The following is a 21,523-nucleotide window of genomic DNA, read 5'->3' as shown; positions in this document are numbered from 1 at the left end:
ATTCGCAATTTCTTTAGTAAACTCAACGAGGTTGTCACCAACCCCGTTGGTCTTCAAAACCGTGCTTAATAGTTTCCCATTACACGGCTCCTCAATGAATCGGCACATTGTCATGTGTACTTCACAACTGAACCATCCTCAGTTGTCTTTTCATCGTGGCAGTGTTTATGTAATATCTGAAGATTTTTGTATTCGTCTTTGCCTCCCAAACTTTTGGGGGCTATGTGGTCAATCTCCAGTACATCTTCTTCTCGAAAGTACAATCTGCAGTGGGTACACTTCCCTTTTTGTTTCTTTAAGAGTGTTGCCATTCTCGTAGTCGTTTCGGGGTGTTCTCCCATTCTTGAACTCCAGTAAATTAGGTTGCCATCGTAAGGACTGGCATCGCCTTTGACTTTCACATGACGGATGATCTTTGTTTCCGTGTGTGACCGTAACCGCATCGGGTTTTTACCCTCTTGTCTGGTTGCGAATACCCAATTATCATCGCCTATGGTTTGCCAATATTTCTTTGACACCCATCCCCTAGATTTCTTGGGGTGGCGGTGTTGCGCCCAAGCCTTTAGCTTTGAATACATGAGGTTATCTAAGTCAGCGAAGACAACCTTACTTACTGATGTTGAGTAGTAGTTAGACCATCCTGTTATTACCGGATTTAATCGGCTGATTAACGCCACTTGTGGCGCTGCTTTATGGTCATTGATGATACTTGCTACTCGGTCGTAATGTATCTTTTGCTTTTCCTTGCTTGGGGTGATGATTGTCTTGAAACCTTGTTTTGAGTCGTATTTACTGACTTTCCACTGTCTTATGTTAAAACCGAGAAAGTTGAACCCCGGTTTTTCTGACTCATACTCGTTTAGAGTGTGGGTTAGACGTGTTTTGGAAGGTTTCAATTCAAGACCCATGTCTATTAACCATTCAGAGATTATCTCCCTGCATCTTTGGACAACGGTTATGTCTTTGTGGAAAATCACAAAATCATCGGCGTATCGGATAACTTGAGGGCTTCTGAACTTTGTACCTTTTTTGTGATACCAAGTTTCCCTCATGGTTTGAGACATTTTTGGGAATGCCTTATTTATCCGTTCTTCCATCCCGTGAAGGGCGATATTGGCTAGTAATGGGGAAATTACCCCACCCTGCGGCGTACCCTCAGATGTTGGAAACAACTGCTTACCATCCATCACCCCCGCTTTTAACCATGCTCGAATTTGTCGGCGGATGGTGGGGGATGTATTTAATTTTCTTAGCAGTGCTTCCTGGTCGATGCGGTCAAAGCATTTGGCAATGTCGGCATCAAGCACATATTTGCTTTTCTGCACAATTGCATTAAATATTGCCTCTCTTGCATCATGACATGAGCGCCCAGGTCTGAACCCGTATGAATTAGGTTCAAATCGCGCTTCCCATTCTGGCTCTAATGCCAGCTTGACAAGTGCTTGCAAGGCTCGGTCGTTCATTACGGGAATACCTAAAGGTCGTTTTTCATCCGTTCCTGGCTTGGGAATCCAAACCCGTCGTGTCGGTTTTACCTTTGAGTTAGGTTTTAATTTGGCAACCAGTTCTAAACGTGCTTTTGGGGATAGTGATTTAATACCGTCCACTCCTGCCGTCTTTTTACCTTGGTTATCTTGTGTTACCCGACGAACCGATAAACACTTTGCTGCCCAGGAATTCATCAGCGTCTTTTGGAGTCTGCGAAATGCTTTAACATCACCACGACGAGATGCTTTGTAAATTCGTTTTTGCAACTTAAAAACACGTCTTTCTAACTTACGCCAGTTGATGTGTTTCCATTCCACCATCGATTCGTTACTCAAAACCTTCCTAATTGGATTAGTCTTAGCGGGAAGAAAACCGTTTTTATTGGGTTTGGGAGCAACTTGTCGTGTATTAGACTTTTGCATTGCTACTCATAACTTTACGTTCCAAATCATCGTAAGTCCGTCAGCATATCCCTGCCATTACAGCAAAGCATTAGCTTCTGACTCAATCTCTCCTAGTCGTTGCATACGGTTAGCACCTACTCAGTTATCGACCTTACTGAGAGCAAACGAAAGGTTACTTCGTTCCGAATAACCATTGTTAGAACCCTTAGAGTGATGCTTTCCACCGGGTTTATTGGGAGTGCAACTGGTCAAATGGGGATTTGCCAGCCCCTTTTATCCTTTGCCTTTTGGCTCCAACGCATTAAGCCTTATTTCGTTGGTTTTCAGTCACGATGGTTCGGCGCATCTTTGCTTTTGCTATTCATAGATTCATGCTCGGAGGGGAACCAGCTTAGGCTGCCAGTTGTTCCTCCTTTTCATCCCGCTTTACGGATTGATGGCTAGTCGCTGCCGTAGGGATGATGCTGTTACCGTTGCACCTACGGAGAGGGACTTCTCCTTAATTTTCCTTCGGAGTCACCCTCATGGTTATTCAGTTATCATCTGAGAGAGATTAAAGTGCGAACTCCACCCATTAAGGGTTATCTCTCAAATGTCACTCATCCCTGAATATTTCTATTCATTTCGAGTGAACGAATCGCACCCCCATGCCTAAAGGCAGGGGCTTGAATATAGGATTCATATTTGATTTTTGAAATACACGTAGGGTGCGTTATGCCTCTGGTTAACGCACCATCAGATAGTTTGGTGCCGTACTCTTGGCGATAACACACCCTACATATACTTAAATTTTTTCATAAATCAAATCAGATTCCTATATTGATAGTACGTGTTTTTATTTTTTCCTCAATTAATTTTGGGGCTTGTATCCTAAATGAATCAATTATCAATTATGTCCGCAATTGCGAATTGCGAATTGCGAATTGTTTGGTCACTGTAAAACCATCTATTACTTTCACATTATGACCACAAGATAAATCGTGTGTTGGTACTTTATCTTCTATATTTTGTGCAGATAAGTTAAATTTTTTTCAACAATACTTCTGGCAATATTAGACTGTGCTTGGCAATATGCACTCGTATCAGTTGAACAATTTCTACTTCTTGCCCTGCTAAATATCCAATTATTTTCGGTATTGAATCAAAGCCACAATTTTATGGAGAATTATCAGCTTCAGGAAGAACAATTGTAATTCCATATTCAGGAGCAGTTGCTAATATGCGGTCAATCACTTCTTGAGTTATGGGTAACGGTGGAACTGACGAATTTTCTACTTTAGTTCCGACTTGGGCAAAAAACTTTTCTATTCCACCGGGAGTAGCCCAAATCAGCATTTTGGCTGGTACAGAACCAATATTTTTAAAACTATGGAGTTGGCCTTTAGGAGAATGCAAGAATGTTCCAGGAGTTGCTACAACTGTTTGTTCATCAAGATAAAACTCAATCGAACCCTCTTGAATATAGAATGCTTCATCTTCTCGACTATGAATATGTGGCGGCGGGCCTAATTGGGGTGCAACTACTACGTCAAACAGTGCATATTTACCATCTGTTTGTTCACTGGTAGCTTTAAAGGTGGTTACATCGCCTGCTACTGAATAACTATCACCTTCACCTGGTTGCGATAATATTCCATGATTAATTGTCATTTTTATCATCTCCTGAGTTTCATGACAAAAAGATTGCGCTACTTGCACAAATCAACAAAACACAGTCCAACCATGATTATAAAAGTCCAGTAAAAAAGCTCCAATGGGCTTCTTACGAAAAATGATTCAATTTAAAGCGATCGCTCAAATTATTTCTTTATTTTTAGTGCTTGCTGACTCAATTGCACTACAATATCTTGGGATAATGGCTCGATAACACCATCAGTAGGCAGAGATTTAATAAAAGCTATTACCTCTTTTGTCCAAAATCCAAATTTTTAGCAAGAAGCTTTTTCACCAATTCTGAATCAATCCTAGCGTAGGCTAGCAAGAACCGCAGGCATCGCTGCTGGCCCTGGCGAGTTGAGCAAATCCATAATTTGACACCCCATATAGGAAAAGAGTTTCAGCCTTTAATTGAATATCACCAATGACTATCCGCCAATTTGCGACATCGTACGGGCGTATACACCCTTATTACCAGAATCGCGTGCTTTAAAATTAATTTCTGGCTTGATTGCTAGTAAACGCCTCACTTGCTCTTGTAATTGAGCAGTACTAGTGCCAGAACGCAAAGCAGTTTTCAAGTCGAGTTGACCTGTTTCATTCAATAAACACGGACGCAGCCAACCATCAGCACTCAGGCGCATCCGGTTACAACGATCGCAAAAACATTCCGACATTTGACTAATAAATCCCAGTGTCCCCTTCGCACCGGGAATTTGAAAGACATCAGCAGGGCCAGCACCACGAACTTGTGATTCTGTCAAGCCCCAGCGATCGCGGATAGATTCTCGTAATTCGGCTGAAGATACCCAACCGCGATCGCCAAACAAATGCACATTACCGATGGGCATAAATTCAATAAATCGAACGTGCCACTGTTTGTCAATTGTCAGCGCGGCTAAATCTAGAACTTCGTGGTCATTAACGCCAGGAATCACCACTACATTCAGCTTCAGTGGGTCGAATCCAGCCTGATGGGCAGCTTGAATCCCCTGCCAAACTTGTTGCCAACGAGAACGCCCCTGATTACCAATAATTTGATCAAAAATGTCGGGATCAAGAGAGTCTAGACTAATATTAATTCGTCGCAAACCTGCATTGTAGAGGTTTTGTGCTATCGGAGCTAGCAAAAACCCGTTGGTGGTCATTGAGAGGTCTTGAGTTTGGGGGAGAGTTGCGATCGCCCTTACCAAATCCACCACACGCGGACGCAACAAGGGTTCACCCCCAGTCAACCGAAACCGCTTAAAGCCAACTGGAATAAATACCTCTTGAATTAAAGTGAGTAATTCCTCATCACTCAACATCTGTTGCTTGAGAATATAGTCCAGTTCTACTCCCTCTGGCATACAGTATTGACAACGAAAATTGCAGCGATCAATTAAGCTAATTCGGAGGTAATCTACCTGGTTCATCGTTTTATTTTTATTGTCTCTGATTAATTAAAGACTTTACAAAGGTGGTTTACCTCTTCCTACTATATTTGTTGTAACTCAAAATACCGTACTCCCCCTTAAGTGATAGTCTACAGATTGTGGCATAATAAGCCGATCGCATCCACTAGTTAGTCATCAATCGTGCAAGACACCGACTCCATAAACAACCTTGCTGCTGCTTTACTACAGCCAGCAGATATCAGCTTTGAACTGCCCGATCCAGAAGATGAACAGATTCTAGAGTCAGATTTTCAACAGCAGCTAGAAGTAGCTTGGCAGGTATGCGATCGCTTTGATTTGCAAACTGAAATCTGGCGGGGGCGAATTTTACGGGCTATCCGCGACAGAGAAAAAGTGGGTGGTGACGGACGCGGTACTGGCTTTCTCCGATGGCTAAAAGAGCGGGAAATCAGCAAAAGTCAAGCATATTCCTGGATTCAACTGGCGAATAGTGCCGATACTCTCATCGAAGACGGTAAACTTGATCCCGGAACTGTGAACAACTTCAGCAAACGGGCTTTTGTTGAAACCTCCAAAGCAGTCCCAGAAGTGCAACAGATGGTGAGTGAAGCCGCCCAAAAAGGCGATCGCATCACCAGGCGGGAAGTGCGTCAACTCAACGATGAATGGACAGCCATGTCCTCAGATTTATTACCCGAAGCAGTCAAAGAAAAAGCAGCAGATAACACCCTTCCTCCACGCTACATCGCCCCACTGGTGAAGGAAATGGAAAAACTGCCAGAATCGCACCAAAAATTTATTCAAAAGGAAATAGCTGCTAATCCTGATATGGATACCCTGAGACAGGTAACTACAGAAGCGCGTAACTTGGCCAAATATCTCAAAGGGGCGGCTCAAGTTCAGGCGCTGACGAAAGAAGATATTGATATTGAAACAGCCTTAGAAGAAGCGCAAAGAGTCGGCTGTTTGAGCATAGCTGCTGATTTGGTAAATCAAGCATCGCAAATTGAACAAACGATCGCTAAACTCTACATGACTTGGAAACGCATCAGTAATTTAGCAGATCGATTATATGTAGATACTGGCGCAAGTACACCCAACTTGCGATCGCTCCTGACTTGCTTAGAACCTCTGGGTGGTGAAATCATGGAATTGCAACTTAGTGGTGCGACTGAACACACTATACGTCTGCAAATTCAGGAGACGAATTAGGGAGTCAAGAGTGGGGAGTTAGGAGTTAAGAGTTAGGAGTTAGGACTAGGACAAGAATTATTCTCCCCCTGCTTCCCCTGCTCTTTTCTTTTCCCTCACTGGGGATAAGTTTGGGTTTGTGGGTCAATACGCTTGGGTTAGCGTCAAAAACCTAAACTGTGTAGGTTGGGTTGAGGAAGGAAACCCAACATTATCGGGGGTTTGTTGGGTAACACTAAAGTTCAACCCAACCTACGATTATCCACAAAGCCAAGCGTATTGGTTTGTGGGTCATCAATAATAACATTCACTCATCGTCTGGCTGATCAAAAAGCGCATCTAAATCACGATAGCCAATCGCATTTGTTATATCGGTGATCGCATTTGTTACTTCGGCGACCACATTTGTTACTTCGGCGTTCGCATTTGTTATTTCGGCGTTCGCATTTGTTATTTCGGCGTACGCATTTGCTATATCGGCGATGCCTACATCTGGCTACGCCTACGCATTTGCTGATTGCGTTTATCCTAAAACAACTTAAAACAAAAACCTCTCCCTGGTTTTATTACGCAAAGCCTGTCCCTCTCCAGATCAAAGAGGGACAGGCTTGAACTTTAGTTCAAGGTAGGGAGAGGTTTGTTGAACTCACGTCTAATTAGCAGCGCAAGATGTAGCGGTGAGCAAGGAGTTATGAGGCGACGCAGTGGGTACTTGAGCAACCAGAACCACGTTCCCATTGGCATCTATAACCCATCCTTGGGCTTCCACAATTTGAGTAGGTTCATTGACAGAATTAACTTTCTGTGATTTTTCTTCTGTGTTTTGCTGTGGCTGAACAGCCACTTTTTTCTGAATAACGCCAGCACGATTTTTACTCTCTGGAGAGAGTGTGATCCAATCTGCCAAAACCGCATCATCAGCTATCAATGGCTGCGTAGGATCGGCTACTAGTCCTCCACGCCCAGTTGTAATAAATGAACTCCTTCCTATTTTTCCACCAGAATCACAAGCAGCAACAATTTGCTGCGAAGCATCAACCATATTTGTGGGTAGTTCTACTAATCCTTTACTGGGGTCAACATTTGGTGAGTTGATTTGTATAGTGCCATTTAATATAGGGTTTTGCTGAGAAAATGCGGTGATATCGCTGGTTGGAAGCTCAGTTGGTTTTAATTGATCTGGGTCTTTAGTGTTCAACAGCTTCTCTAGGTCTGTACGGGTGCGGGGCACAAACCCAAAGATGCTCTTAGCAGTGATTGTGATTTTACCACCAGAGCCAAAGTTGGCGTTAGCGGTGATATCGTTATTTTCTAAGGGAGTGGCTACCAGGAAGCCATTAGGTGCATTGATGGTGATATTACCGCCAGTTTTCTCACCTTCTGCATTAGTGGATATTTGACTATTGCCGCGCATCAATAATAAGTCCCGCACCTGTAGTGAAATATTCCCACCCTGACCGGACTGACTATCAGATGTGAGTTTTCCATTAGTGTCTAGAAGTATAAAGCCAGCGCTTACAGTTAGATTCCCTGCTGATCCTAGATTGGGTACACCCCCTTCGTACATTAATGACTTTAAAAGTTGACTGTTTACATTTATTACAGCTTTATCCTCTATAATCAATTTCTGTGTTGAGATGGTTATTTGTCCGGCATTTCCAGAACCTAAAGTCGAAGCAAAGATGCTACTAGGATCACCTATTTTTGGTTTTCCTTTTATCTCTACCGATTCGGAAGCATTTATAGTTAAATTTCCTGCGTTTCCTGTAGCTGCTCTAAATTGTGACATTGAGGGAGTTCCACTAGACTCTGTTGATATCGTTGCCCCATCTTGAATACGCAACCTCTTAGTGTTGATTGTTATATCGCCTGCTCTTCCGCCACCAGCTGTGGTACTAAAAATTCCACTAGAGAAAATAGTACCATCTGGAGTAGTAGAGTTACCAATCAGAGCCACTGACTCGGAGGCATTAATGCTTAAATTTCCCCCCTTACCCCTCTGACCTGTAGTAGAAGTGAGTACTTGTGCGCCATCTTGAACAATTAACTTCCCACTACTAATCGTTATGTCTTCACCATCTTGGTCGCCTGTAGTTTGACTTATCAGGCTCACACTATCGCCAATTAGTTCTATGGAATTTGCCTGCACTTGGATACTACCGCCACCCTTGCCACTAACATCTACAGTAGATGGAGATGAAATATCAGAACCGTTAACAGTCGGATGGAGCAGTTGAATGTTCTGGAATTTCTGAGTACCTTGATATCCCAAAACCCAACCTTGGTCTGTTGATTTAAGGCTGACCAGACTATTACTAGCAACACTTCCCAGCTCAATTCGTCCCGATGCTGCTGTTAAATTTCCGCCCTCCAGTGTTATGTCACCGCCTACAAGCGCTAAGGTTTTACCTTGCTGTACTTGTAGACCAACAGGTTGCTTGAAGATATTAATTGTGACATTAGTTTTGTCGCTATATAAACTAGATGCTTGAGATTTATTGCGGATGGGCGCAGCAGTTGTGCCGAATTGTAAGCCATTAGGAACGCTCACTGTCAGGAGGGGTGGGGTTTGGGGATCTGTAGCACTAAATTTAGTACCATTGGTAAAGTTCAGACTACTGGCAGTACTTGCTACAAATGAACCGCCGATTTCTAAAGAAGCATTGTTACCAAAAATTATCCCATTGGGATTAATGAGAAACAGATTGGCTTTGTATTTAGCTTTAATTATGCCTTCGATATTAGAAACAGACTTCCCTGTTACCCGGCTAATAATATTCTGAACACTTTCAGTATTTCTAAACTCAGCAGTAGTTCCAGGAAGTACGGAAAACTCTTTAAAACTATGGAAGAGATTGCTTCCATCTTGGGAAAGGGTTCCACCTGTAATAATTGTGATAGCATTCCCTTGCTTTTCAACTTGAGAATTAGTAGGTAGAGTAACATCCTCAGTGATTTGGGCAATAGCAGAGTTCCCAGAAAAAACTATTGCAGTAGCTGTTGCAAGTCCTAGCCCTTGGCACCAGATCCAAAGATTATTCATTCCAGATATTACACTCCTTCAAATATCATCTACACTCAAATTAAATAAGACTTACACAAAAAGTTTTGTGTAAGTCACGCTGAACATAGCGGAGTATATTGAAACATCATATTATATTAGAAACTTTTTGCTCCAATATTCCTATGCTCTAACATAAACTCCTTTTCGTTCCTATTAAAGCTTAATGACATTCACAAGGACGCCCATTACACAAGCAATTAAAACGTATAATAATAGGTCTATCTGAAACTGTTAGGAAGGAATTTACATCTGTTGATTCATTTGAAGTCAGGTGGACACTGCACTGAATTTTTAGAACCTTTTCACCCGATATACTACAATTTTCTAGTATCTTATTTAAGTTAGACTTATTTAGTATCTCAGACATTTCCTCCTTGATTTTATCTTCTAATTGCTTTAATGTTTCAGCATCTATGAGTGTTGGCTGTACTATTTTAGATTCCATGATTTTTGCTCTTTTTGTAATTGGTAGATGTATGAACTTATCTTGTGATGTACTCAGTTAACCTGGATTGGATTAGTACACACTGGTAACTAAGGAATCAAGGATACAGAGTCTAGAGTGGCACGAAAGCATTCGGTTTCTAAAGCTATTGCGAACTCCCATAATTATGACTTCAGCTAGGCTAGTAATAATTACGTATTGTGTAACAAAAATTCATATATTTTTGTTGTATTTCCTTAAAGCATTCATGAATCGGGCTACTGACCGTTGATCACTCAAGAAGATTGAGTAATTGATACTTCCTCAACTTTCACACTCTGCTTAAGGTTTGGATAAGACTATCGGCTAAAGCCTTACTATTACCCGTTTCATCTTTGTCATGCCGTCAGAAAATAAAATATAGCGTTTCTCAGTTGAGTCTAATAAAGACCTAACAAGAATAGACCCAACTCTTCAAGGGTTGGGGAGTAAGATTTAAAACCTCTGTCCTTAGTGAGCGCTATATGTTTTTTGTGTAGCTGTTGAGGATGATGGAAGGAACAATACCTTTAGTGGCCTACGCCAACGCACCTACATCTGAGTTGATTACAAGGAGCGATCGCTTATGTGAAGGTGATTGCGAAGAAGCGATGTCTACGACGGGCTACGCCAACGCACTGATACCTGAGTTTAGTAAAAGGTGCGATCGCTTGTGCGAAAGTCATAACGAAATCAGCGATGATGGAGGGGCAATTAACTTGACAATAATATTATGGCTTTGGGCAAGGACAATCAGTAATCTCACCCTTACATAAGCAAGCCCATTGCGTACCATCTTTACCTGAAATTACTTGTGAACAATTCGTATCGCTAACTTGAATTTTAGTTGGCTCAATATTTCTTTGGGCAATTAAAGAGTTTCCAGAGAAAACTATTGCACCACCTATTGCAATTCCTAAACCTTTAATCCAGTACCGAAGATTGTTCATGCAGAATATTGCTCCTTTTTAAATAAGTAACAGTTGCTGTATAGTAGGGAAGCTTTAAAAGATTGAAGCACTGTACACTGTACATCAATATTGGTAATCAATTTTTTATTTTTTATCGGAGTTTATAAAGTTTCACTTTTGCACACAATAATGTTCTGCCTCAACGCTGAACATGTATTCCATTACACGCTTGTATGAAGGTCATTGCGAATCAGCGATGTCTATGACGGGCTATGCCAACGCACCAACAGATGAGTTTAATACAAAGAGCGATCGCTTGTGTGAAGGTCATAGGAAATAAGCGATACCTTTCCTGCGGAACGCTACGCGATCAGTGGGCTACGCCAATGCACCGACACCTGAGTTAAGTAAAAGTAGCGATCACTTGTCTGAAGGTTATTGCAAAGAAGCGATACCTTTCATGCAGAACGCTACGCGTAGCAAGATCCCCGTAGGGGTACGGTGGGTTACGCCAACGCACCGACTAATTAGTTTAGTAAAAGTAGTGATCGCTTGTATCAAGGTTATTGCGAAGAAGCCAACGCACTGACACCTGAATTCAGTCAAAAGGGCGATCGCAGCAACAGAAATTACGAGAATCTCGATTTTTAATTAGCAGCGCAAGATGTAGCGACGAACGAGGATTTATGGGGCGAGGCAGTAGGTACTTGAGCAACCAGAACCACTTTCCCATTGGCATCTATAACCCACCCTTGGGCTTCCACAATTTGAGTAGGTTCATTGACAAAATTAACTTTCTCTGATTTTTTTCCTGTGTTTCGCTGCGCTTGAACAACTGCTCTTTTCTGAATACCGTCAGCACGATTTTGACTCTCTGGAGAGAGTGTGATCCAATCTGCTAGCATCGCATCAGCCATCAATGGCTCTGTGGGATCAGGTGCTAGTCCACCACGCCCAGTCGCAATAAATGAACTCCTAGCTATTTTTACACCAGAATTACAACCAGCAGTAATTTGCTGGGAAGCATCAACCAATTTTACGGGCAGTTCCACTAATCCTTTACTGGGGTCAGCATCTGGTGAGTTGATTTGGACTGTGCCATTTAATAAAGGGTTTTGCTGAGAAAATGCAGTGATGTCACTTGTTGGCAAGTTATTCGGGTTTATTTCTTCTGGATCAAGTCTCTCTACGTCTGCACGGGTACGCGGTACAAAACCAAAGATGTTTTTAGCGCTGATTGTGATTTTACCACCAGAGCCAGAGAAGGCATTGGCAGTGATATCGCTATTTCCAAAGGGAGGCGCGACGATGAAGCCATTAGGTGCATTGATGATGATATTACCACCATCTCCACCAAGCCCTGTTTTACCTGCGTCAGTGGTTATTTTACTTTCGCGGCGCATCAATAATAAGTTCTGCACCTGTAGCGTAATATTCCCGCCTTTACCAGACTCAGTATTAGATGTGAGTTTCCCTTTGTTGTCCAGAAGTATGGAGCGAGCGGTTATATTTAAATCGCCTGCTTTCCCTAAGTTATTTGAATCTCCGATATAGATTACATTTTTTCTAGCTTGGCTGCTCACAGTTATTGCAGCCCCATCCTTGATAATCAATTGCCCTGTAGTTAAAGTCAAGTTTCCGCCATCTCCAGGCCCTTCAGTTCCAGAAAACAAGCCACTGAGCCTAGAACCATTTGGTGAGGTTCCAATTAGTTCTACCGACTCAGACGCGTTCACCGTCAAGTTTCCTGCTTTTCCTGTATTTGCTGGTGTAAGTTCGTTAGAAATATATTTATATATGCCCTCAGAGCTTGTTGATATTCTTGCCCCTCCTTGGATACGCAACTTTCCAGTATTAATTGTGATGCTGCCAGCGTTTTTATCGCTATAAGTTGCACTAAATAATCCACTGGATATTAAATCACTACCATCTTGCAAGACAGGAATAGAGGTGCCGCCGATTAGTTCCACGGAATCTGAGGCGTTTATGGTCAATTGCCCGTACAATTGTGCTCCATCTCTGACCACCAAGTTTTTAGTAGTGACATTTATGTTTCCAGAGTTTCCGGTGGAGAAACTCTGAGCCAACAGTTGGGCATCTTGTTCAACTACTACAGACTCTGAGGCGTTCACTGTTAAATCCCCTGCTGATTGCCCTCCAGAGGGATCAACTACAAGCAAACTGCCAGCTACCCGCACAAGCCTGCCTTGCACGTGGATATTGCCGCCACCCTCTCCATGAGCATCTACAATAGATCGAATTTTATTTAACTGGATTAGTTCGACATTCTGGAAATCTTGAACACCTTCATATCCAAATGCCCAACCTTGGTTCGTTGGGCTTAAACTGACCAGACTATTATTAGTAACGCTTCCTAACTCAACTCTTCCGTCCTTTGCTGTGACATTTCCCCCCTCTAGGGTGATATCACCGCCTATAAGTGCCAAGGTTTTGCCTTGCTGCACCTGTAGACCAACGCCTTGTCCAAAGTTATTAATTGCGCCATCTGGTTTTGCTTGGGATTGATTGCGGATGGGAGCCGCAGTTGCTCCGAATTGTAAGCCAATGGGAACACTTACTGTTAGTAGGGGTGTAGTTTGAGGAGATGTAGCATTAAACTTTGTACCATCAGCAAAGTTCAAGCTACTCGCCGTACTTGCCACAAATGAACCGCCGATATTTAAAGAAGCATTGGGCCCAAAAATAATGCCGTTAGGATTAATCAGAAACAGGTTGGCTGTGCCGTTAGCTTTCAGAATGCCATCTATATTAGAAATCGAATTGCCACTCACCCGACTAATGATGTTTTGAATATTTATTGCATTGTTAAAGTGGGCTGTCCTTCCCGCAGAGACAGAAAACTGTTCAAAGCTGTGGAACAAGTTTGTACCACGAACTGCCCCACCATCAATCTGATCTATAGGCTGACCATCGATTAGCTTTGGTGTAATGATTGAACTTTCAGATCCAAGTGTGCCATCCTTTTGTATTTGGGCTAAGGTACAACTCTCAAAGAAAGTGAGCACTTCAGCAATTGCTAAAGTACTCACGATGCCTAACTTCCAGTACGAACTGCTTCGGTCTTGATACATTAAAAACTTGCACTCAAAAAAGTTAGAGTATATTAAGATACTGACCCTTGCTAATTTAGGTATAGTGAGACTTGAGATTACCTCTGTAGCCTAACTAATAAATGCAAAGTTCAGCATTTTTATACTCACTAGAATAAACTCTTTAGAGTACCAAGAGTAAATTATTTAGCAGTTACAGCCATAAGGGTTGCCAGTTGAAGGGCAAGGGATACACCATGAGTTTTGGGATACCACAATTTCCTGTTCTGTGCCTGCATTACCAGATTTGATTTTATTTGGATCAAGATTGCACTGCCACTGAACTATCAGAGCTCTAGCATCTGGTACCCCGTACTTTTCAAGCACTGCATATAAGCCGGCATTATTAACGCTTTCAAGCAGTTTCTGTTGAACTTCGTCTTGTAACTGCTGTAATGTTTCAGGGTTCATGACTGTTTCCATTTCCTACAGGATATGTATAATTTAGGATTTAGGCACTGGACAAAAAAACCATCTTGTGAATTCACGTAAATACGTTGTTTCAGCCTTTTACAAGCGATCCAATGTTTAGGCGCGATCGCAAAAGGATAGTTGAAAAATTTGGCTTTTAAGCCCTGAAAAGCATATCTGCTATTTGGGCTTTTCTGTCAATGCGTAAGTCCTATAATTGTTGTTTCAGCTTGGCTAAAAATGATTACGTATAGTGTTACAAAACTTAATATTTTACTGCTGGATTTCTTTTAGCCATTGGTGATCTATAAAAGACTTCCAAATAAAAAAATATCTAACTACTTCTTGCGGGGTAGAGAGAAGTCTGAGTGGCGGAAATCTTTGCTCAAACTTTCCGCAAAATCTAAAATTCGGACAGCTTCCCCGACTAATTCTTAATCCCCGTGGTAGCAATACCCTGAATAAACTGACGCTGACCGATAAGAAATAGTACCATCACTGGAACTGTCGCTATTGTCACCGTCGCCATCATCAACGGCCAATTATTCGTAAATTGCTCCTGAAACTCAGCCAAAGCCAGTTGCACCGTCCTTAATTCTGGTCGTGTCGTAAACACCAGAGGTTTAAACAAATCATTCCATTCACCAATGAAGGTGAACAGAAACAGCGTCACCAACGCCGGACGCGCTAAAGGTAACATCACCCGCCACAAAATTTGCAGTCGCTTCGCCCCATCTATGGCTGCGGCTTCCTCTAACTCCACGGGAATTGTCTGGAAATACTGACGTAACAAAAAAATCCCAAACCCGTTGACAGCAGTGGGTAAAATCAGCGCCCAGTATGTATTTATCAGGTGTCCCCACTTCAAAACCAAAAAGATGGGAATCACCAATAACTGAAAGGGAATCACCAAAGTTGCTAAAACTACCAATAGCAGTGCTTGGTGTCCCCGAAACTTCAGCCGTGCTAGGGCGTAACCCGCTAAAGCGGAAGTGCCAATCTGAAACGCCGTCACAGCGATCGCTACCAAGGTAGAATTAGCAAACGCCAGCAAAAATTTTCCCTGTTGCTATGCAATGCGGTAATTAGCTAAAGACCAGCTATTTTTGGACAAATTTTCCGGGCTGGGGGCTGTCGGTGCAAAGGAGGTGAGAAAGACCACAAACAGAGGTAGTAGAACGATAAATGCCCCTAGCAGTAACACTACTAGGCTCAAAAAATCGCCAGATTTCAGATTCGGGTTTGGTTTGGACATAACTTGAGCTGCAAAGCATTTTCGCTAGTACTAGAGCATCTCCCCCAGCAACAGTTAATCTATAAAGATAGTCTACTTGTTAAGTTAAATTAAACCACAGTGATTATTACCCTCAGTTCATGGGGTAAATTGAATCCTGGTGTCAAATAATCAAATTTACAGGAGTAAACATACCATGCAGCAGCTTACAGACCAATCTAAAGAATTAGATTTCAAGAGCGAAACATACAAAGATGCTTATAGCCGGATTAATGCGATCGTGATTGAAGGGGAACAAGAAGCCCATGAGAATTACATCACACTAGCCCAACTGCTGCCAGAATCTCATGATGAATTGATTCGCCTATCCAAGATGGAAAGTCGGCATAAGAAAGGATTTGAAGCTTGTGGGCGGAATTTGCAAGTAACCCCAGATTTGCAATTTGCCAAGGAATTTTTCTCTGGACTACACCAAAATTTCCAAACAGCCGCAGCATCCAAGAAGGTGGTCACTTGCTTGTTGATTCAGTCTTTGATTATTGAATGTTTTGCGATCGCAGCATATAACATTTACATCCCCGTCGCCGATGATTTTGCCCGTAAAATTACTGAAGGAGTAGTAAAAGAAGAATATAGCCACCTCAACTTTGGAGAAGTTTGGTTGAAAGAACATTTTACAGAAGCCAAAGCTGAACTTGAACTTGCCAATCGCCAAAACCTACCCATCGTCTGGAGAATGCTCAACCAAGTAGAGGGTGATGCCCACACAATGGCAATGGAAAAAGATGCTTTAGTAGAAGACTTTATGATTCAGTACGGTGAAGCATTGAGTAACATCGGTTTTACGACTCGCGATATTATGCGCTTGTCAGCCTACGGACTCATCGCCGCTTAAAAAGTGCTGAGTTATGAGTGCTGAGTTATGAGTTAAGAGTGAAGAAATTATCTGAAACTGATTCTTTCTTTTCTACTTAAATACTCTCTCAGCACTCCCTAATTTACACTCAGTACTGCTGAACCACTTAATTCCACCCTTTCGAGACAGCATAAGCCTAATAATCACTACATGTTTGGTCTAATTGGACATCTGACTAGTTTGGAACACGCTCAATCGGTAGCTCAAGAATTGGGATACCCAGAATATGCCGATCAAGGGCTAGACTTTTGGTGTAGCGCCCCACCGCAAATTGTTGATAGCATTATTGTCACCAGTGTAACTGGGCAACAAATTGAAGGACGGTATGTAGAATCTTGCTTTTTGCCAGAGATGCTAGCTAGTCGCCGCATCAAAGCCGCAACGCGCAAAATCCTCAACGCTATGGCCCATGCACAGAAGCACGGCATTAACATCACAGCTTTAGGCGGATTTTCCTCAATTATTTTTGAAAACTTTAAGTTAGAGCAGTTTAGCCAAGTCCGCAACATTAAACTAGAGTTTGAACGGTTTACCACCGGAAACACGCATACTGCCTACATTATTTGTAAGCAGGTGGAAGAAGCGTCCAAACAACTAGGAATTGATTTATCAAAAGCAACTGTTGCAATATGTGGAGCAACTGGGGATATTGGTAGTGCAGTTACACGCTGGCTAGATGCGAAAACAGATGTTAAAGAACTTCTGTTGATAGCCCGCGATCAAGAACGTCTCAAAGAGTTGCAGGGCGAACTGGGGCGAGGAAAAATCATGGGTTTGACAGAAGCACTGCCCCTAGCTGATGTTGTAGTTTGGGTTGCTAGTATGCCCAGAGGCGTGGAAATTGAACCCACGACTTTAAAACAACCCTGTTTGTTGATTGATGGTGGTTATCCTAAAAACTTAGCAACGAAAATTCAGCATCCTGGTGTACACGTGTTAAATGGTGGAATTGTAGAGCATTCCCTGGATATTGACTGGAAAATTATGAAAATCGTCAATATGGACGTACCAGCCCGCCAGTTGTTTGCTTGTTTTGCCGAATCAATGCTGCTGGAATTTGAGAAGTTATATACGAACTTTTCATGGGGACGGAATCAGATTACCGTAGACAAAATGGAGCAGATTGGTCGGGTATCAGTAAAACATGGATTTAGACCACTGCTGGTTTAGTCATTAGTCATTAGTCATTTGTCCTTGGTCATTACTATTAGGGCAAAGGACAAAGGACAAAGGATAGATAACTTATAACTCGTAATTGATAACCCCTACGATGGCAACTACCGAGCGTAAACCGCTACTGTTAGATTTTGAAAAGCCCCTAGCAGAACTCGCAACCCGAATTGATCAAATTCGCCAACTTGCAGAAGAAAATGGCGTCGATGTTTCTGGTCAAATTCGTCAACTAGAAGCACGCGCTATGCAACTGCGTGAGGAAATTTTTAGTAGTCTATCCCCGTCCCAGCGATTGCAAGTCGCTCGTCATCCGCGTCGCCCTAGTACTCTCGATTACATTCAGGCTATTAGTGATGAATGGATGGAATTGCATGGCGATCGCTGTGGTGGTGACGATCCGGCTTTAGTTGGTGGTGTCGGTCGTCTGAGTGGGCAACCTGTGGTGATGTTAGGTCATCAAAAAGGCCGTGATACCAAAGACAATATTGCCCGTAACTTTGGAATGCCTTACCCTGGCGGCTACCGCAAAGCGATGCGGTTGATGGAACACGCCAACAAGTTTAGTATGCCAATACTAACTTTTATCGATACACCAGGAGCTTGGTCTGGGGTAGAAGCAGAACACCAAGGTCAAGGAGAAGCGATCGCCTACAACTTACGGGAAATGTTCTGTTTAGATGTACCAATTATCTGCACAGTCATCGGTGAAGGCGGTTCCGGTGGCGCACTCGGTATTGGTGTAGGCGATCGCCTACTCATGTTTGAACACTCAGTTTATACTGTCGCCACTCCCGAAGCCTGCGCCGCCATTCTGTGGAAAGATGCTGGTAAGGCTCCCCAAGCCGCCGTTGCTCTGAAAATTATTTCCCATGACCTGAAAAAGTTGGGAATTATCGACCAAATACTGCCTGAACCCACTGGTGGCGCTCATTCCGATCCTTTAAAAGCCGCTACCACTCTCAAGCAAGTGTTGCTGGAAAATTTGGACGAACTCAATCGTTTAACCGCTCCAGAACGCCGTCAACTGCGCTATGAAAAATTCCGCAAAATTGGTGTTTTTACAGAAGTTGCCCACTAGCAGCACTGCATAGTAATTGATTAGCAGAGCAAAATGCTATAATTGCCTATGTGCTTAAAGATTTTTAATAATCTAGCCATAGGCATTTGTATGTTTGGTAAATCGACTCAATTTGATTAAGTGCTTTTGTGTTATTAACTAATCTAATTTGAGTGTACGGCGTGGTTTTCCAGGCGATGATTTGTTATTTTTACTAGTAAAACCCACAATATGTCCACTATTGCACTGCATCATAGCAGTTATTTAATGAAACTCATCAGATTTTTAGATTCCTTTAATGTATCTAAACCGAGAAGTGTGAATAATTAGGTGTTAATAGGCTTTGGGAACTGCCAAAAAATTGGGAGACACCATGAGTGTTGAGCAAAAACGACGTGCCCTGATTACTGGGGCAAGTAGTGGAATTGGGAAAGCAACGGTTTTAGCCTTTGCGAAAGCGGGAATAGATGTCGCTTTAGTCAGCCGTTCTTGGGATAAATTGGAGGCGGTAAGAGAAGCAGTCGAGCATACTGGGGTGGAAGCGAAAGCTTACGCTGTAGATTTAGCGCGGATCTTTGAAGTAAAAGAAAAGATCCAAGCGATCGCTCTAAACTTTGGTGATATAGACATTCTGGTAAACAGTGCAGGTATAGCCTATACAGGCACCTTAACCGAAACTCTCCTAGAGGACTGGCAGCAGGTAATTGACTTGAATCTGACGAGCGTGTTTCAGTGCATTGTGGGGATTTTGCCTTCAATGCGCGATCGGGGCACAGGCACAATTATCAACGTCGCCTCAATTGCCGCCAAGCAGCCGTTTCCCGGTTGGGGAGCATACAGCATCAGCAAAGCTGGTTTGATAGCCCTCTCTCAAACCCTGGCACAAGAAGAACGCACCCACGGCATTCGGGTCACAGCTATTTGTCCTGGCGCAGTCAATACCGAACTTTGGGACACAGAAACAGTCCATGCCAACTTAGACCGTTCCAAAATGTTAACCCCAGAAATTGTCGCTCAGTCAATTCTCTACACAGTTCTGTTACCACAAGAGGCAGTAATTGATGAATTGACCCTGATGCCCAGCGCCGGCGCACTTTAATTAGTCCTTTGCCCTTTGTCTTTTGCAAATGACTAATAACTAATGACTAATGACTAATGACCAATGACCAATGACTAATGACTAAACTATAACCAAGACTCAATCATGACTATTGCTAGTTCCAATGGTTCCAATTCCTCTCAATCGCCTCTGATTCCCGATTTGGCAGAAGCCATAACTCCTAGACCCGATCGCAACACCCACAACGGGCGACAAGCGGATGTGTTCCCGCCAACAGAGGAACAGATGGAAGAAATGAAGGACGCCGTGCGGACACTAATATTGGGAGTTGGCGAAGACCCCGAACGCGAAGGACTTCTCAAAACACCTAAGCGAGTCGCCGAGGCAATGCGATTTCTTACCAGTGGCTACACCCAATCCCTTGAAGAACTCGTTAACGATGCCATCTTTGATGAAGGGCATAACGAGATGGTACTAGTTAGAGATATTAGTTTCTTTAGTCTGTGCGAACACCATATGCTCCCATTTATGGGTAGAGCACACGTTGCTTATATCCCCAACCAAAAAGTTGTGGGACTGAGTAAGCTGGCCCGCATTGTTGAGATGTATTCTCGTCGCTTGCAAGTGCAGGAGAGATTAACCCGTCAAATTGCTGAAGCAATCCAGACCATTCTGGAACCTCAAGGGGTAGCCGTTGTGATGGAAGCTAGCCATATGTGTATGGTGATGCGCGGCGTCCAGAAACCAGGCTCTTGGACTGTCACTAGTGCAATGGTTGGTGCATTCCAAGACAATCACAAAACCCGCGAAGAATTTTTTAATTTGATTCGGCATCAACCAGCATTCTTTTAAGGAATGGGGAGTGGGGAGTGGGGAAGATCAGGGAGATGAGGGGAATAATTCTTTGTTTGCTTTGCCTTTCCTCATTTTCCCCTACTCCCTACTCCCTACTCCCCAATTTCCCAAACAACTTGGCTACTTTATCTAAATCTTTGTCTCCAGGTGTGCGTTCTACACCACTAGATAAATCAACGCCACTGGGATTAACCTGACTCAGGGCTTCGATAATATTATCTGCTGTTAGTCCCCCAGCTAAAAACCAAGGGCAAGTTGGGCTGAATTGCTCTAGCATTGTCCAATCTAAAGTTTTGCCTGTACCACCCAGTTGTTGGGGATGGTAGGCATCAAGTAGTAAAGTATCTACGTATTTTATGTAATCATCCGCTCTGTCAAGATGCTCAAGACTACGAATTCGCAGTGCTTTAATAATTTCGACATTGGGTAAAACTTGACGTAATTGGTAGCAAAAATCTGGTAACTCATCTCCGTGTAACTGCACACCAGTCAACCCAGAATCAACAACTATCTGACTGATTTCGGGGATACTAGCGTTGGCAAAAACACCAATTGTGTCAATATTAGCAGGGAGTTCTGCTACTGCTGCCCGAATTTGGGATGTAGTCACGTAGCGAGGTGAGGTTGGCACACAAATAAATCCTAATGCCGTTGCGCCCAGTGAGGCGATCGCTATAGACTGCTGTGGTTGAGTGATGCCGCAAATTTTAACGCGCATAAAAATTTAACAAATTTAAAATAATCATCAAGAAAGTCTAAACTATCCGAAAAACTTTTGTGCCTTGGTAATTTTATAATTTTGTAGGTCTACATTTTAGGAGACAAAAGCTTGATTTCATCTATTTTACTAGCAGCAGCTGCAAATGTTCCCGCAACACCTGCGTGGAATCCTACAGTGGGCATCATCATCAGCATCAGCAGCTTAGTAATGGTTTTACTAAGTACTAGGATTGAAAAACCCCTAGTTGGCCCCAAGTTCCCCATCCTGCCGATTAGTATTCCAACATTTGTTGCAGCGATGGCTTTTGGTCATATTGTTGGCGTTGGCATCGTTTTAGGACTGACTAACATCGGTCGTCTGTAGTTTTGCGATGATCGCGGCGTTACTTATAAGGCCGCCATCAATACAAAAC

16 protein-coding genes and 1 pseudogene are annotated in these 21,523 nt (G+C 42.9%); 9 read left to right on the top strand and 8 right to left on the bottom strand.

All coding sequences use genetic code 11. The features are described 5' to 3' along the window. Window positions 1-110: 110 nt before the first annotated feature. The 3 genes from ltrA to moaA all read right to left on the bottom strand — a co-directional run bounded on the left by ltrA (window position 111) and on the right by moaA (window position 4,963). Window positions 111-1,910, bottom strand: a complete 1,800-nt coding sequence (ltrA, locus tag ACFFAP_RS04240; protein WP_375510054.1) for a group II intron reverse transcriptase/maturase — start codon at window positions 1,908-1,910, stop codon at window positions 111-113. A 1,137-nt stretch (window positions 1,911-3,047) separates the two neighbouring features. Next, on the bottom strand, window positions 3,048-3,542 hold the full coding sequence (locus tag ACFFAP_RS04235; protein WP_375510053.1) for a quercetin 2,3-dioxygenase: 495 nt from the start codon (window positions 3,540-3,542) through the stop codon (window positions 3,048-3,050). Window positions 3,543-3,976: 434 nt separating this feature from the next. After that, entirely contained in the window at window positions 3,977-4,963 is a 987-nt protein-coding gene (moaA, locus tag ACFFAP_RS04230) for a GTP 3',8-cyclase MoaA (protein ID WP_375510052.1), read from the bottom strand. A 162-nt stretch (window positions 4,964-5,125) separates the two neighbouring features. Between moaA and ACFFAP_RS04225 the strand changes: the two genes are divergently transcribed. Further along, complete coding sequence (locus ACFFAP_RS04225) at window positions 5,126-6,157, top strand: hypothetical protein (RefSeq protein WP_375510051.1); 1,032 nt, start codon at window positions 5,126-5,128, stop codon at window positions 6,155-6,157. A 631-nt stretch (window positions 6,158-6,788) separates the two neighbouring features. Here ACFFAP_RS04225 and ACFFAP_RS04220 read toward each other — a convergent pair. Further along, window positions 6,789-9,179 (bottom strand): filamentous hemagglutinin N-terminal domain-containing protein, encoded by a 2,391-nt coding sequence (locus ACFFAP_RS04220; protein ID WP_375510050.1) that lies wholly within the window; start codon window positions 9,177-9,179, stop codon window positions 6,789-6,791. A 993-nt stretch (window positions 9,180-10,172) separates the two neighbouring features. Between ACFFAP_RS04220 and ACFFAP_RS04215 the strand changes: the two genes are divergently transcribed. After that, on the top strand, window positions 10,173-10,439 hold the full coding sequence (locus ACFFAP_RS04215) for a hypothetical protein (RefSeq protein WP_375510049.1): 267 nt from the start codon (window positions 10,173-10,175) through the stop codon (window positions 10,437-10,439). A gap of 346 nt (window positions 10,440-10,785) precedes the next feature. Next, complete coding sequence (locus ACFFAP_RS04210; protein ID WP_375510048.1) at window positions 10,786-10,914, top strand: hypothetical protein; 129 nt, start codon at window positions 10,786-10,788, stop codon at window positions 10,912-10,914. Window positions 10,915-11,221: 307 nt separating this feature from the next. Here ACFFAP_RS04210 and ACFFAP_RS04205 read toward each other — a convergent pair whose 3' ends face one another. The 3 genes and pseudogenes from ACFFAP_RS04205 to ACFFAP_RS04195 all read right to left on the bottom strand — a co-directional run bounded on the left by ACFFAP_RS04205 (window position 11,222) and on the right by ACFFAP_RS04195 (window position 15,350). Continuing rightward, window positions 11,222-13,666, bottom strand: coding sequence for a filamentous hemagglutinin N-terminal domain-containing protein (locus tag ACFFAP_RS04205; RefSeq protein ID WP_375510047.1), 2,445 nt, complete (start codon window positions 13,664-13,666; stop codon window positions 11,222-11,224). A gap of 165 nt (window positions 13,667-13,831) precedes the next feature. Then, complete coding sequence (locus ACFFAP_RS04200; protein WP_375510046.1) at window positions 13,832-14,095, bottom strand: hypothetical protein; 264 nt, start codon at window positions 14,093-14,095, stop codon at window positions 13,832-13,834. Window positions 14,096-14,522: 427 nt separating this feature from the next. Further along, window positions 14,523-15,350: pseudogene (locus ACFFAP_RS04195) on the bottom strand (carbohydrate ABC transporter permease). A gap of 175 nt (window positions 15,351-15,525) precedes the next feature. On the opposite strand from ACFFAP_RS04195, the gene ACFFAP_RS04190 reads away from it, so the two are divergent. The 5 genes from ACFFAP_RS04190 to folE all read left to right on the top strand — a co-directional run bounded on the left by ACFFAP_RS04190 (window position 15,526) and on the right by folE (window position 20,387). Then, complete coding sequence (locus ACFFAP_RS04190; RefSeq protein WP_375510045.1) at window positions 15,526-16,224, top strand: aldehyde oxygenase (deformylating); 699 nt, start codon at window positions 15,526-15,528, stop codon at window positions 16,222-16,224. 171 nt (window positions 16,225-16,395) lie between these two features. Beyond that, a complete protein-coding gene (locus ACFFAP_RS04185) occupies window positions 16,396-17,415 on the top strand; it encodes a long-chain acyl-[acyl-carrier-protein] reductase (protein WP_375510044.1) in 1,020 nt (339 codons plus the stop codon). Window positions 17,416-17,515: 100 nt separating this feature from the next. Beyond that, on the top strand, window positions 17,516-18,496 hold the full coding sequence (locus ACFFAP_RS04180; protein ID WP_190895596.1) for an acetyl-CoA carboxylase carboxyltransferase subunit alpha: 981 nt from the start codon (window positions 17,516-17,518) through the stop codon (window positions 18,494-18,496). Between the two features lie 352 nt (window positions 18,497-18,848). Further along, on the top strand, window positions 18,849-19,574 hold the full coding sequence (locus ACFFAP_RS04175; protein ID WP_375510043.1) for an SDR family oxidoreductase: 726 nt from the start codon (window positions 18,849-18,851) through the stop codon (window positions 19,572-19,574). 105 nt (window positions 19,575-19,679) lie between these two features. Further along, window positions 19,680-20,387: a GTP cyclohydrolase I FolE gene (folE, locus tag ACFFAP_RS04170; RefSeq protein WP_375510042.1), complete on the top strand. Its 708-nt coding sequence runs from the start codon at window positions 19,680-19,682 to the stop codon at window positions 20,385-20,387. Window positions 20,388-20,475: 88 nt separating this feature from the next. On the opposite strand, the gene ACFFAP_RS04165 is transcribed toward folE, so the two are convergent. Continuing rightward, on the bottom strand, window positions 20,476-21,108 hold the full coding sequence (locus ACFFAP_RS04165) for a phosphoribosylanthranilate isomerase (protein ID WP_375510041.1): 633 nt from the start codon (window positions 21,106-21,108) through the stop codon (window positions 20,476-20,478). A 111-nt stretch (window positions 21,109-21,219) separates the two neighbouring features. On the opposite strand from ACFFAP_RS04165, the gene psaK reads away from it, so the two are divergent. Further along, window positions 21,220-21,474 (top strand): photosystem I reaction center subunit PsaK, encoded by a 255-nt coding sequence (gene psaK / locus ACFFAP_RS04160; RefSeq protein WP_375510040.1) that lies wholly within the window; start codon window positions 21,220-21,222, stop codon window positions 21,472-21,474. The last annotated feature ends 49 nt before the right edge of the window (window positions 21,475-21,523 follow it).

It is taken from the genome of uncultured Nostoc sp. (assembly GCF_964245575.1).
Taxonomy (GTDB): domain Bacteria; phylum Cyanobacteriota; class Cyanobacteriia; order Cyanobacteriales; family Nostocaceae; genus Nostoc.
Note: the sequence above shows the minus strand (reverse complement) of the source record. Positions and strands in the feature narration are given on the sequence as shown.

Coding starts and splice junctions, on each gene's coding strand:
- ltrA (WP_375510054.1), bottom strand. CDS start 1,910: ATGCAAAAGTCTAATACACGACAAGTTGCTCCCAAACCCAATAAAAAC.
- ACFFAP_RS04235 (WP_375510053.1), bottom strand. CDS start 3,542: ATGACAATTAATCATGGAATATTATCGCAACCAGGTGAAGGTGATAGT.
- moaA (WP_375510052.1), bottom strand. CDS start 4,963: ATGAACCAGGTAGATTACCTCCGAATTAGCTTAATTGATCGCTGCAAT.
- ACFFAP_RS04220 (WP_375510050.1), bottom strand. CDS start 9,179: ATGAATAATCTTTGGATCTGGTGCCAAGGGCTAGGACTTGCAACAGCT.
- ACFFAP_RS04215 (WP_375510049.1), top strand. CDS start 10,173: ATGATGGAAGGAACAATACCTTTAGTGGCCTACGCCAACGCACCTACA.
- ACFFAP_RS04210 (WP_375510048.1), top strand. CDS start 10,786: ATGTATTCCATTACACGCTTGTATGAAGGTCATTGCGAATCAGCGATG.
- ACFFAP_RS04205 (WP_375510047.1), bottom strand. CDS start 13,666: ATGTATCAAGACCGAAGCAGTTCGTACTGGAAGTTAGGCATCGTGAGT.
- ACFFAP_RS04200 (WP_375510046.1), bottom strand. CDS start 14,095: ATGAACCCTGAAACATTACAGCAGTTACAAGACGAAGTTCAACAGAAA.
- ACFFAP_RS04190 (WP_375510045.1), top strand. CDS start 15,526: ATGCAGCAGCTTACAGACCAATCTAAAGAATTAGATTTCAAGAGCGAA.
- ACFFAP_RS04185 (WP_375510044.1), top strand. CDS start 16,396: ATGTTTGGTCTAATTGGACATCTGACTAGTTTGGAACACGCTCAATCG.
- ACFFAP_RS04180 (WP_190895596.1), top strand. CDS start 17,516: ATGGCAACTACCGAGCGTAAACCGCTACTGTTAGATTTTGAAAAGCCC.
- ACFFAP_RS04175 (WP_375510043.1), top strand. CDS start 18,849: ATGAGTGTTGAGCAAAAACGACGTGCCCTGATTACTGGGGCAAGTAGT.
- folE (WP_375510042.1), top strand. CDS start 19,680: ATGACTATTGCTAGTTCCAATGGTTCCAATTCCTCTCAATCGCCTCTG.
- ACFFAP_RS04165 (WP_375510041.1), bottom strand. CDS start 21,108: ATGCGCGTTAAAATTTGCGGCATCACTCAACCACAGCAGTCTATAGCG.